We start from the raw sequence: 13,266 nt of genomic DNA on the forward strand, positions 1-13,266 counted from the left end.
TGCGGTGGATAGACTACACCATAAGATTACCAAAAAAAGGGAGGCTAGTTGTGACCTTGTCACAACCAACCTCCCTTAACACTCACGCGGTAATTATACAGTAAACGTCTGTCCATAGCCATTCGAAAACGATAGAACCAGGTTTTGCCCTTAAAGGACTGGGCCGTTTTTTCTATCTAGTTCTGCAATTTTTTATATTGCAAGTACATGGCAATTCTCCATGGAACAATCATCCCGAATGCTAATATCCAGAACATCCCACTAAGTGTACCAATGTCAATCGTTGAACTTAAGATGACTTTCCCTATAATTCGGACAATCAGTAATCCAAACAAGATAAATATAAAAGCTTTCGATTGCTTTAAATAGATATGTCCGTCTCTTCGTTCAAATTTGGAGGTCCAAATAAGCACAACAGAGAACAGCATTCCGACACCTATTGCTTCGATGAATTCCATCAAAGTAACACGGAAATAAGGAAACACGAACATTAATGCACCAGTTGACATGAACAGTGGTGGCAATAATATCTTTTTGACACTAGCTGGATGTTTCGCTGATTTCGCTCGAATTGTTGTTACGAATATTCCCATCCCTATTGCAACTACCGTGGATGCAATCAGCATCATATTTGGAGATATTTTATCTAACATAAGCAATTCCCCATATCTTTTATTTCTTTCTGTGTTTCTACCTATCAGAAGTAACATTTTGTAATACTTGCACTATTTGATCTGGGTCGAATGGTTTTGTGATGAAATCTTTTGCTCCAGACTCTAATGCATCCACTATTAGCTTTTGTTGACCTAATGCAGTCACCATCACTATTTTAGCGTTTGGAAATTCTGCAATTATTCTTTTTACTGCTTCTATCCCATTCATGCCCGGCATGGTTACATCCATCGTTACGACATCTGGCAGAAGTGACTTATATTGTTCCACTGCCTCTAAGCCATTCGATGCCTCACCAACAATAACAAACTGATGATTTTCAAGTATTCTTTTAATCGTTGTGCGCATAAATACTGCATCATCCACTACTAATACGGTTGACATATATGGTCCCCCTTAAAATCCAGTAAAGTCTCCGAAAAACGGGCTCAATATACGAATAATATAGTTTAAGCCGTCAAAAAACAAGAGAATTCCTAAAGCAATCATAATATAACCGCCGACTTTAACGATTAAATTGCTATTTTTACGAATCCAGTTAAGCCGTGTGACGAAGAAAGATAATACAAAAAATGGAATAGCAAATCCAAATACATAAGCAAGCATATACCATATACCTGCATCTGGATTTGAGCCAGCCATGACAATAACCGCAGCTAAAATCGGTCCTGTACACGGCGTCCATCCTGCAGCAAATGCCATACCTATTAAAATAGTTCCTAAATAACCAGCTGGTCGATTTTTAAATTGAAGTTTCTTTTCTTTCATTAAAAACTCAGGTGTAAGTATGCCTACAATGATTAGACCAAATAAGACGATGAAAATTGCTCCCACCTGACGCAGTAAATCATCGTATTGGATGAAGAATGTACCTACTAATGATGTTGCAAAGCCAATTGCGATAAAAATGAGAGAAAATCCTAACAAGAAGAATAATGTATGTAGCATTCCTCTTTTTTGCATTAATTTTTTGTCTGTTTTAATTTCTTCTAGCGACATTCCCGTTATATAAGATAAAAAAGCAGGATACAATGGTAGTGTACAAGGTGAAATGAAGCTTAAAAACCCTGCCCCAAATGCCAATAGTAAGTTTACATCTGTACTCACGACATTCTTCCTTTCCGAATTACTGTACCTATCGTATCAAAATTCCTTCTATTTGACCCCATTATTGCTTGTGACAGCTTTTTGACTCTTTTAAACAAGGTTGTTCGTATCCTTTGGGCATAAGCGAGTACACATAGGTAATAAAAGATTTTCAGAATATTTTATAGGACGTATTAAGTTTAGCAAATCTGCTACCTTAGTGGAAGATAGGAATACAAAATAATTCGACTTTTGAAATTTACCTAAATCTCGAAGGGATAACCGGCAATTTCTAACCTGCAGCACAAAAAAAGTCTCTTGAAAAATATCTCAAGAGACTGACAATTATATTTTTAGTTAAGGTTATTTATTGCAGTTTCAATTGATTGTTCACCGCTCACTAAATTAAATGCACAACGATAGGTTTTTTTATTTTCTAATATTGCAACTAGTGTATGTGCTACATCTTCGCGCGTAATGGTCCCGGGTTTTGCTTTAGCCCCAGCCGTTATTTTTCGGATAGACGGTTCGTTGACAAGTCCACCAGGTCGAACTATTGTGTAATTTAAACCGCTTGCTTCAAGCATCCGATCGGCATAGTGTTTCGCTACGTAATAAGGTCGTATTCCTTCGTTCCAAGTTTGACGTTTATCGGCATCGAATGCGCTGACCATGATATAACGGTCTACTCCTACCTGTTTAGCAGCTTCCATTGTTTTAACAGCACCATCTAAATCAATCAATAATGTTTTATCAGGGCCAGTATGGCCACCTGAACCAGCTGTAAAGATGATGGCATCTGCTCCTGTAAAAGCTTTTGCAAGTTCTTCGACAGTGCCTTCTAAATCAGCTACCATTGCTTGTATGTTGTCTGCTATAAGCTTTTCTGCTTGTTCTTCTTTTCGGACCACAGCTGTCACCGAGTGAGTGTCACTCTTTTGTAATTCCTTTACTACAAGTTGTCCAATTTGTCCGTTTGCTCCAATTACTAGTACTTTCATCAGAAAATCCCCCTTCAAAATTGTTCTCTCTATATCCTTTCATAAATGAAACGGCTTTACAATTTATCCGCTCTTACAGTTCTTGGCAACCATAATACTCAAATAAGAAAGAGACTTGGACAAAACAAAAAAACCATTTTTCTCGGTGAGAAAAATGGTTTTTTTACATAAGAAAAATTGATTTCCGTTTCAGGAACGCTTTTCGGGGGCACGGCCTGAGCCTGTAGTCTCAGACTTCGTGCTGTTCCCCCTTAGTCGCACTTCCACTCCAACGATTTAAAAAGTATCTAAATCTGAATGCAGATTTTACAGGATTCTTTAAATATATACTCCTGTCCCAGCCTCTTTCCGACTTTGTATAGTTTATTTTTCACTAGAATTTTCGAAAAGTGAAAGTGCATTTATCAATTCATGGAGTGCTTCAACTAACTCTTTATATGTTGTTTCTGCTTGTTTCGCGTCAACTTGTGCTTCATAGTCAGTTCTTGTACCAACAAAAACTGCTCCAAACAAAGCAACTTTTCTTTGAAATACTTTAACCTCTGTTAAGTTTTCAATTGTAGAATTCATATATGTATATACATTGAAAGAATGTTCGTTAGCACAATATCTTTCAAATAAATCAGAGCGTTTTTTTCCTTTTTTCTTAGTGATTTTCTCTAATTCTTTCGCGCATATTACTACGTTCTGTCCTTGCTCTGAAACCATTTTTACAACTTCATTTATTGAATACATTTTAATTACGACCTTTCTTTTTTCCACTATCATTGTATCATAAGAAAAAAATGATCAGTTATTGAATACATTTTAATTACGACCTTTCTTTTTTCCACTATCATTGTATCATAAGAAAAAAATGATCAGTTGCTTGGTTCTTCTTAATACAATAAACCAGCCAAAAGTATTGCCTCTTGGCTGGTTTATTTTCGGTTACTAATTATGCGATATCTTCCACTACATTGTTCTGTAATAAATACATTTTATGATACAAACCTTTTTGGTTTAATAGCTCTTGATGAGTCCCACGTTCTACTATCTCCCCGTGATGCAGCACAAGAATTAGTTCTGCATCCTGAATCGTACTTAAACGATGGGCAATGGCAATAGTCGTACGACCTCTTCTCATTTTTTCTAAACTACTTTGAATGGCAACTTCTGTTTCCGTATCAATATTCGCAGTTGCTTCATCGAGCACTAATATCTTCGGATTTGTAGCAATAGTGCGTGCAAATGCTACCAGTTGTCGCTGCCCACTAGAAAAAGTTGAACCTCTCTCCGTTACTTTTTGTTGATAGCCGTTTGGTAGTTTTTCGATAAAATTATTTGCCTGTACAAACTCTGCTGCTTCTCTTAGTTCAGTGTCTGACATATCCTTTGCATGAAGTCGAATATTACTCTCAATGTCTCCATAGAACATGAACGGATCCTGCAGTACAAGCCCAACCTTCTCACGCATTTCTTCCGATTTGAAATCTTTCACAGAATGACCATCTATTTTAATGTCACCTTGTTCAAATTCATAAAAACGCATAAGCAAGTTAATAATGGAACTTTTTCCACTGCCCGTATGCCCCACTAATGCAACTGTTTGACCTGGCTCTGCAGTAAACGAAATATCCTTTAGTACTTCTGTTTTACCATCATAGGAGAAAGTGATATTTTGAAATTCAATTTTTCCTTTTTCAATTTTCGCAGTTTCAATGTTTTGTTGATTTGGGGCTAAGTCTTTCTCATCCAATAACTTGAAAACCCTTGAAGCTGCTACAATTGCTTGTTGGAAAATTGACAGTCGCTGCATCACATGGTTGATAGGCTCAAAGAAGCGATCGATATATGTGACAAACGCATAGATAACCCCGACTTCTACTATGTTATTCATGGATGTAACCCCGAAATAACTAAGCACCATAATAATTGCCAATGCATAAACCAAATCGATAGCAGGACGAAGCAATAAGCTATCCAGTTTGATGTTCCGTTTACCTGCATTCCAATGGGAATCATTGATTTCATTAAATTCGTCCTGCAAGCGATCTTCCTGTCTAAATGCTTGAATCATAGTCATGCCCTGTAATGATTCAGCTAGCTTTGCATTTAACTGGCTTAGTCTTTCTCTAAGGTCCTGGTAAACGACCGAACTATATTTCCGATAAGTTAAAATAATGACTGCTAGTATTGGTAATAAAATCGTCGTAATAAGTGCCAGTTTCACATTCAATATAAACATAGCAATATAGACACCGATAACTAAAAATCCACTTTGAACAAATCCGACTAACACACTGACGAACATATCTTTAATCGCTTCTGTATCATTTGTAACACGGGATACAATACTACCCGCAGGTGTTTTGTCAAAGTAACGCATACCTAGTTTGTGTACTTTCGTAAATACATCAATTCGCATCTGTTGAATAATTTTCAATGCTAGCTTTTGAAAAGTTAGTAATTGAAAATAGCTGACAATGACATTTCCAATTTGTATAAAAATATAACCTAACGCAAGGCCAACCAGTGGACCTGTAGGAAAATTTCTCGGTGTTAAAAAATCATCCATATACGTTTTGATCAAATATGGACCAAGAATATCACCAGCTACTGTTAATATTAATAGAAGTAAAGCTATGGCAATTACTTTTTTATGTGGCTTCAAGTAACTGAGCAAACGTTTGAAAACTACCCACTGGTATTTGCCTGTTAGCTGTGGCTGTTTTTCATCCATTATGATTCACCTCCCTGTTCTACTAACGATTCTAGCTGCTGTAGCTGATACATTTCATAATAGATACCTTGCTGTCCCATTAATTGCTCATGAGACCCTTTTTCTACAATCGTTCCTTCATTCATCACAATAATTTGATGTGCGTGTTGAATAGCGCTTAAACGATGGGACGTTATAATCGTTGTTTCATCACTTCGTTTCGCCTTCAATGCTTCTAATATCGCTTCTTCGGTTTTAGCATCAACAGCAGATAAAGAATCATCTAAAATAAGTAGCTCAGGATTCATCATCAGTGCACGCGCAATCGATATACGTTGTTTTTGTCCACCAGACAACGATACTCCACGTTCACCGACAACTGTATTATAGCCATTTGTAAACTGAAGAATATCCTCGTGAATATAGGCTAATTTTGCGGCTTCCTCTACAGCAGCCATCGTTGCACCTGCATTGGCAAAAGCAATATTTCCAGCGACAGTTGTGGAGAAGAGAAAATGATCTTGAGGCACATAGCCAATTGCTTCCCGTAAGCTGCGTTTTTTGTACATGTCAATTGCATAATCACCATATACAATTTTTCCTGTATATCCTTCGAATTCTCTCATTAATAGCTTCAATATAGCAGTTTTACCTGAACCAGTTTTCCCGACAATACCTAACGTTTGACCTCGTTTAATCGTGAAATTTACATGGTGTAAGGCTGCTCGCTCATCTCCAGGGAATTTAAATTCCTCCAACTGAAACTGAATATCCCCTTCCGGTCTTACATCTACAGCATCTAGACGATCATCTATTTCTATCTTTTCATCCATTAGATTTTGAATGCGATCATAAGACGCCCGACCACGCTCGACAATATTAAACAGCCATCCAAATGCAAGCATAGGCCAAACAAGTAATCCTAGATAAGAAGTAAAAGCAAACAAATCCCCTATCGACATTTCGCCCGCAAGTATATAACGAGTACCAAACACTATAGATAAGAAGAAACACATCCCAACGATCAATGAAATCGTCGGATCAAATAATGCATCTACCTTTGCAACTCGAATGTTTTTATCAACTACCTCTTGTGATAATTGAACAAAATCCTCTGTATCTTCTTTCTCCTGCCCAAACGTTTTAATGACTTTCACTCCAGAAATACTTTCCTGTGATTTGTCATTTAAATTGGAAAAGGCTTCTTGTGCAAAGCGAAATCGCTGATGTAGTAGTTTTCCATAATAGCTTGTTAAAATAGCCATGATTGGCAGTGGTAGCAAAGCTATTAACGTTAGCTTCCAGTTAATCGTAATCGCCATTGCTGCAATTACAAACCCTCCTGTTGCTAACGAATCTACAAGTGTCAGTACACCTGCTCCAGCCGTTTGTTGAACAGCCGATAAGTCATTTGTTGCATGCGCCATTAAATCACCAACACGTTTTTTTTGGTAAAAAGATGGCGACATTTTTGTAAAATGGCGAAACAAATTCTCTCTTAATTTTCTTGCTAAAAAAATCGATGAACCGAAAATCATAATGCGCCAGTAATAACGCAAAATATACATCCCGATTGAAGCTAACGCCAAAACTCCCAACCATTTCACTAATACTGCAGTTGTGAGTGTGCGCTGGTGGATTTCGTCAACCACATACCCGATAATTTTCGGTGGTAATAGCTGTAGAAATGCAACAACTAGCAGCATTAGAATCCCGATTAGATACTGCTTTTTTCTTTCTTTAAAAAACCAACCTAAATCCAAAAATACTTTCATTTTTTTCCCCCACTATATATAATTAAGACTTTACTATTTTAGCAAATATTCTAACATCCTGATAGATAGTAAAGTGAAAATAATTCGGAATCTGAAATGTTTTTTCTTTTTCCTATAAGTCGGAATGTTAACACTTTATTCATTTTTTAAAAAAAATTACATAAATTTTGATATGCCTCGGTAAAAACCGTATATAATAGACTCATAAATTCAAACCAATGCGAATAGGAGAGTTCATCTTGAGTCAATCAAATCCACGTGCGTATAATTTTAATGCTGGTCCTTCTGCACTTCCACTTGAAGTATTAGAAAAGGCGCAGCAAGAGCTAGTAAATTTCCAAGGTTCTGGCATGTCTATTATGGAAATGAGTCACCGCGGTGCAATTTTTGAAGCAGTACATAATGAAGCAATTTCCCGTTTAAGAAAGCTTTACGCAATTCCAGATAACTATGAAGTACTATTCTTACAGGGTGGAGCCAGTCTGCAATTTACTATGATTCCGATGAACTTTTTACAAGTTGGGAAAAAGGCGAGCTACATTATGACAGGTGTTTGGTCAGAAAAGGCTTATAAAGAGGCAAAGCTTTTTGGAGAACCAGTGCAAATTGCAAGTACAAAAGAAAATAAATACCGTAATGTCCCCTCATTAGAGGAACTTGACGTATATTCCGACGACGCATATGTACATATAACATCAAATAATACCATTTACGGAACACAATGGTCCGAGTTTCCTGATACAGGTGAGGTTCCATTAATCGCAGATATGTCTAGTGATATTATGTCTAAACCGGTTGATGTTAGTAAATTTGCGATGGTTTACGCTGGTGCTCAAAAAAACCTTGGACCTTCGGGAGTAACTGTTGTTATTATCCGTAAAGATTTTCTGGCTATGGCAAACAAAGATATTCCAACCATTTTAAAATACACCACCCATGCTGAAAGTAACTCCCTATATAACACTCCACCAACATTCGGTATTTATATGCTGGGGGAAGTGTTGAAATGGATGGAAGACCAAGGCGGTTTAACGGAAATAGCCAAACAAAACGAAGAAAAAGCAAAACTGATTTATGATGTCATTGATAATAGCCATGGCTTCTATACAGGACATGCATCAAAAGGAAGCCGTTCTCTCATGAACATTACATTCCGTGTAGCAGACGAGGAATTGGAAAAACAATTTTTATCAGAGGCAAAGGATGCAGGATTTGTCGGCTTAAATGGGCATCGTTCTGTGGGTGGTTGCCGTGCTTCTACTTATAATTCGGTTCCGTACGATACATGTAAAGCTCTCAGTGATTTCATGATTGCTTTTCAAACTAAACACCAATAACATTGTTAAAACCCAAGAGGAATAATTTTCTCTTGGGTTTTACTAGATTTTAGGTCTTATTTCTTTTTTGAATCATATTTTCTATGGAGTTTAATGATAATTAGGAGGAATTTCTATGAAGGCAATCATCTCTAACAAATATGGCTCCCCTGATGATCTGGAATTAAAAGAAATAGCAGCACCTATTCCTAACGATGACCAGGTGCTTGTAAAAATTCACGCAGCATCCCTGAATTATGGAAACCTAGTACTATTAACAGGAAAACCGTTTCTAGCACGATTTGCATTTGGTCTATCAAAGCCAAAATACATCATACCAGGTGGTGATATTTCAGGAAGGATTGAATCTGTAGGCAAAAATGTTAAACACCTAAAACCAGGAGACGATGTATTTGGCGACCTTTCAGGCTGCGGATGGGGAGGTTTTGCCGAATATGTAGCGGTTCCCGAACATGCATTAGTACTAAAACCGGAAAATATTTCATTTGAGGAAGCTGCTGCAGTGCCTATGGCTGCCACCACGGCCCTTCAGAGTTTACGAGATAAAGGTAAAATCACCTCTGGGCAGAAAGTTTTGATCAATGGTGCATCTGGTGGGGTTGGGACTTTCGCTGTACAAATCGCTAAATCATTTGGAGCGGAGGTTACGGGTGTATGCAGTACAAGAAATATAGACATTGTAAAATCATTAGGCGCGGACTATGTCATTGATTATACAAAGGAAGACTTCACTAAAAATAAAGAACATTATGACCTGATTCTTGCGGTAAATGGGTATCAACCCATTTCAGCCTATAACCGCTCTCTTCGGTCGAATGGCAGATATGTACAGGTCGGAGGTTCTGGAGTTCAACTTACGGAAGCAATGGTCTTAGGACCTCTCCTTTCCATATCTGGGAACAAGAAAATGGGCAGCTTTTTACAAAGGGCAAACCAAAATGATTTGAAGTTCATCAAGGACCTTCTAGAAGCTGGTAAGTTAAAACCCATAATTGATAAGAGTTATGCATTGAGTGAAGTTCCTAATGCTTTTAGGTATTTTGAAGAAGGACATACTCAGGGGAAAATCGTTATTACTATTTGAATGATTTATGATAGATCAATAGATTTTTGAATAATAAAGCTGAGTTCCATTGCAAGTATACCTTTTCCCTTTAGATTCGTTGCAGTTACTTCCTAAAAACTAGTTCCTAAATGTCTCTTACTTTGCAAACGTTCAATGTTTAGAAGTCTCCGAAGCTATTGAACGCTTGCAAATTTTCGAAATAAGAGCTCGAAATTTTCCGACAACTAATTGTTAGAGGCTAATTAGCGATTTTTAATGCAAAAATGATATACCTTAGGAATTTCGACATTTAAATGCACGATAGCCAATGAAATCTCGGTTATGAAGGATAAATTCGTTATGTTCCTCCCATAAGTCATAAAGGTCCATATTTATTTGTTTCGATGGATTTATGTCATTAACTTCAATTTGATTAAGCTCAGATGGAGTACTTATTATTTCTACTTGATTAAATCCAGCTTGATGTAACCGCAATATCCATTCATCAGTATCTAATATTTCATTAATGCCGTAGAGACTACAAGCTTTTTTTTGTTTTTCTACTGACAGGTATTGTTCTGCAGTCATTTCAATCATAATCATATGTCCATCATTTTTCAAAACTCTAGAAAGTTCCTTTAGTGTCCTCGAAATTTCTGTAAAAACGATAACCGACTCAGCAATAATCAAATCAAAGGAGTTATCTACAAAGTCTAAATTTTGTACGTCTCTTTCCAACACCTTCACTGGGGCTTTGATTTTTTGGAAACGTTGCCTAGCTTTTTGTACCATAATTGGATGATTATCAATCGCTGTCACTTGACAATTATATTTTTCGACTAATAAAGCAGCAGTCTGCCCTGTCCCACACCCTATTTCCAGCACAGAGTCATTTACTTTAATGTTTTCATCTTGTAATATAAATCGAGTTAGACTAAAACCTCCAGGATGTGCACCACCAATTCCAAAATGAGCTAATAAATCCAAGTAAGCATTAGACAATGATATTCCCTCCTGACTTAATATGGCTATAGTATGCTTTTAGCGCATTTCTGTAACTGTCTAAGGTAAATTATTTATTAAGAATGCCGATACACAAATAAAAAAACTTAAGTCCGATTAGCTATGGACTTAAGTCTTTTTTGTATTCCTATAAAACTTATACTTTCTACTTTAACTTGTTTTTTTCGGTGTAAACCAAGTGATAATCAATCTTATGTATCGATCATAATAAAATGCCAAAACATTGATTGGACAACGTTTTGGCATTTGACTTTCAGCGTTTTTCACTTTTAAGTTTTTTTGCAACTTAATATTCTAAGAGATTTTTAGATTTAAAATAAGTTTAAGAAAGGTAATCCAAAGGTTTTACAATCTCAAAAGCTTCACTTTCTTCAAGGAACTTGGTAATTATGGAGCTATGTGAACTACCAACAATCAATAAAATACTCTCTTCTTCTGAATTTACAATTCGAGATAAATTTGAATAGATGATTAAATTTCTTTTGTACCACCAACTTAACCATTGCATCCCAATATAATTATCGAAGTCTCCTATTCTCGCCAAATTTAAGTACAGCTTATGTAATTGATTTAACCAGGATGGTTCATTAAGTTCTCTATAATAATCTAAGACACTCTTATTAGTTGTTAATTCTGGTAAATATAGTCCTTCGAATATTTCATTAAATAATTCTGGTTGATTTTCTTTTAACCAATTCTCCACTTCTACATAATCCATCTCAGCTTCACCCATCCAGTCGACTGGGTAAAGCTGTTCATGTCCTAATCTTGAAGCGATACGGAACCCAACTTGATATATCTCATTCATTTCTAGTGTATATTTGCCTGATATATATTGTTTATATTTATTGTTTAAATCTTTATTCTTATCCGCTACCATTTCTACTGCGATTTTGGTTGGTTTGAAGTTTAGTAGGTTAGTGATTACTTCTTCAATTTCATCTTGTCTATTTTGAGCACATAATTCGGCGTAATCATTCATGTGAAAAGTTCCTAGTACAAGAACCTGCGGCTTATACTTATTCATTAATAACACTCCTAATTATTACTATATCTAAAACTTCTTCTGTTAAGTGACAAAAGGCAAAACTTCATAGTCTCTCCCCTTCTTAGTTTTTAGTAGCCCTATAAATCCTTTTGATCGTTTCCATATGTAATGCTTCGTGATAGAAACTGAATAGGAATGTTTCACCGAGTGTATGAAATGTAATTCCAGCTTTGTTAGTGAATGGCTCTGGTAATCTTTTATGTAGGTTTCCTGGAAGGGAATCTACAATTCGCTGTTTTTGCGCAGTCAGTTCATCCGAAATTTCTGCGAGCGTTGGGGCATTTCCAATCCAAGAAGATGGTTTTGTGCCTGCACTAAAAAATCCTTCATATGCTTTTGGAAGAGTCATCTTCTCATCGGCAACACCAAATACAAGCTTTTCTTGGATATAGGCAATATGACCAAAATTCCAACGAATATTATTCGTAAATCCAGTTGGGATGTAATCTGCTAGTTCCTCGGGTATTTGTTGGATAGATCTTTCTGTTATTCCTCTTACTATCTGCATATGCTGAAAAATTGTTTGTTCCAATACTACTCCCCCTATCTTTGTTTAACGCTCCTGCCCTTAAATGTATTCTCCTTTAACGAACTAAATACCTTCCATTCCTCCATATTATAAATGACTTCCTGGTTGGAAGTCATTTTTTCAACGGTCTGTTCATTGTATTATGTATCCTTTCTCCCTACTTTCATCTATGTAATGGTTGCGAAGAGAGTGCCCAATCGCTAATCATACTTTGTAATCTAGGGGGAGCTTAAAATAACTATCTATCTTAAATCATATCAAGTTTTTGAAAGTGTTCCAGAAATGGATACTCATATTAGGTTGCATATGACGGAGAATTATTATGAGTTAAATGATACGGATCGTGCAGTGCTTTCCCTACTTGCCCAGTATGCATGTAAGTATCCTGGAGCCGTTCATTTAAAGGTGGAAACAATGACACATGCGATCAATAAATCGGATGCGACTGCTCGTCGTTCGTTACGTAAGCTAGAGAGCCTTCATATCATTAAGAAAATCTCGACAATCCGACGTGTCGCAAAAGGTTATGGAGCTAATATTTTAATCATTTTGCCTTTCAATGACCAATCGCAAATGATCAGTCGGGATAATGCTCAAACACCAGTAATTTCAAACACTAGAGAGCATTTTTCGCAAGAAGAAACCGATTATTCTTTAAGCTCTAAAAAAGATTTATTACATAATACGTATTCTAACGAAATTGTTCCTTCCGTAATTCCGATGAATAATTCTTCGAAGGATCATTCTCGCTCTTCCTTTTATCAACAGTTCCAATCGGTTATTTTCTCGATGCTTGGAAAAGACCAAAAGACCGTAAGTCAATTGTATGGTGTTTATCGGAGCCTGACTTATCGTGTCAATCATTGCTTTCCTCAGTATAAGGACTTCTATGAACAAGTTGGATATCAAGCATTGACTATTTCATTACAGGCGACCAAAAAGAAAAGAATTCGTAACCTTGCAGGTTATTACGCGGGTATTTTCGAGAAAATTTGTCAACGGGACTTGTTTGAATTTTATGATGAATTCGAGGGGTAACTTTTTGTAAG

At 36.5% G+C, this 13,266-nt stretch carries 13 protein-coding genes; 3 read left to right on the forward strand and 10 right to left on the reverse strand.

Annotated features, from left to right (window positions below):
* Positions 1–176 precede the first annotated feature (176 nt).
* From ACIQX2_RS08805 to ACIQX2_RS08835, 7 genes are all read right to left on the reverse strand, one after another.
* Complete coding sequence (locus tag ACIQX2_RS08805) at positions 177–653, reverse strand: CcdC family protein (RefSeq protein WP_402848730.1); 477 nt, start codon at positions 651–653, stop codon at positions 177–179.
* A 37-nt stretch (positions 654–690) separates the two neighbouring features.
* On the reverse strand, positions 691–1,056 hold the full coding sequence (locus tag ACIQX2_RS08810) for a response regulator (protein ID WP_402848732.1): 366 nt from the start codon (positions 1,054–1,056) through the stop codon (positions 691–693).
* Between the two features lie 12 nt (positions 1,057–1,068).
* Entirely contained in the window at positions 1,069–1,779 is a 711-nt protein-coding gene (locus ACIQX2_RS08815) for a cytochrome c biogenesis CcdA family protein (protein ID WP_402848734.1), read from the reverse strand.
* Positions 1,780–2,111: 332 nt separating this feature from the next.
* Complete coding sequence (locus tag ACIQX2_RS08820; RefSeq protein WP_402848737.1) at positions 2,112–2,759, reverse strand: SDR family oxidoreductase; 648 nt, start codon at positions 2,757–2,759, stop codon at positions 2,112–2,114.
* A 363-nt stretch (positions 2,760–3,122) separates the two neighbouring features.
* Positions 3,123–3,494 carry a hypothetical protein gene (locus ACIQX2_RS08825; protein WP_402848740.1) on the reverse strand — a complete coding sequence of 124 codons (372 nt, stop codon included), beginning with the start codon at positions 3,492–3,494 and terminating at the stop codon, positions 3,123–3,125.
* A gap of 202 nt (positions 3,495–3,696) precedes the next feature.
* Positions 3,697–5,481, reverse strand: a complete 1,785-nt coding sequence (locus ACIQX2_RS08830) for an ABC transporter ATP-binding protein (protein ID WP_402848743.1) — start codon at positions 5,479–5,481, stop codon at positions 3,697–3,699.
* On the reverse strand, positions 5,481–7,235 hold the full coding sequence (locus ACIQX2_RS08835) for an ABC transporter transmembrane domain-containing protein (RefSeq protein ID WP_402848746.1): 1,755 nt from the start codon (positions 7,233–7,235) through the stop codon (positions 5,481–5,483). The genes ACIQX2_RS08830 and ACIQX2_RS08835 overlap by 1 nt, the downstream gene beginning before the upstream one ends.
* A 239-nt stretch (positions 7,236–7,474) precedes the next feature.
* On the opposite strand from ACIQX2_RS08835, the gene serC reads away from it, so the two are divergent.
* Both serC and ACIQX2_RS08845 read left to right on the forward strand, forming a co-directional pair.
* Complete coding sequence (serC, locus tag ACIQX2_RS08840) at positions 7,475–8,572, forward strand: 3-phosphoserine/phosphohydroxythreonine transaminase (protein WP_402848749.1); 1,098 nt, start codon at positions 7,475–7,477, stop codon at positions 8,570–8,572.
* Positions 8,573–8,687: 115 nt separating this feature from the next.
* Positions 8,688–9,656, forward strand: a complete 969-nt coding sequence (locus ACIQX2_RS08845; RefSeq protein WP_402848752.1) for an NAD(P)-dependent alcohol dehydrogenase — start codon at positions 8,688–8,690, stop codon at positions 9,654–9,656.
* A gap of 255 nt (positions 9,657–9,911) precedes the next feature.
* On the opposite strand, the gene ACIQX2_RS08850 is transcribed toward ACIQX2_RS08845, so the two are convergent.
* The 3 genes from ACIQX2_RS08850 to ACIQX2_RS08860 form a co-directional block, all read right to left on the reverse strand.
* Positions 9,912–10,619 carry a class I SAM-dependent methyltransferase gene (locus tag ACIQX2_RS08850; RefSeq protein ID WP_402848754.1) on the reverse strand — a complete coding sequence of 236 codons (708 nt, stop codon included), beginning with the start codon at positions 10,617–10,619 and terminating at the stop codon, positions 9,912–9,914.
* Positions 10,620–10,962: 343 nt separating this feature from the next.
* Positions 10,963–11,667: a DUF5694 domain-containing protein gene (locus tag ACIQX2_RS08855; RefSeq protein WP_402848757.1), complete on the reverse strand. Its 705-nt coding sequence runs from the start codon at positions 11,665–11,667 to the stop codon at positions 10,963–10,965.
* Positions 11,668–11,749: 82 nt separating this feature from the next.
* Positions 11,750–12,220: a DinB family protein gene (locus ACIQX2_RS08860; RefSeq protein ID WP_402848760.1), complete on the reverse strand. Its 471-nt coding sequence runs from the start codon at positions 12,218–12,220 to the stop codon at positions 11,750–11,752.
* A gap of 279 nt (positions 12,221–12,499) precedes the next feature.
* Between ACIQX2_RS08860 and ACIQX2_RS08865 the strand changes: the two genes are divergently transcribed.
* A complete protein-coding gene (locus ACIQX2_RS08865; protein WP_402848763.1) occupies positions 12,500–13,255 on the forward strand; it encodes a helix-turn-helix domain-containing protein in 756 nt (251 codons plus the stop codon).
* Positions 13,256–13,266 lie beyond the last annotated feature (11 nt).

Source organism: Psychrobacillus sp. NPDC096623, assembly GCF_044762655.1.
Lineage (GTDB): Bacteria > Bacillota > Bacilli > Bacillales_A > Planococcaceae > Psychrobacillus.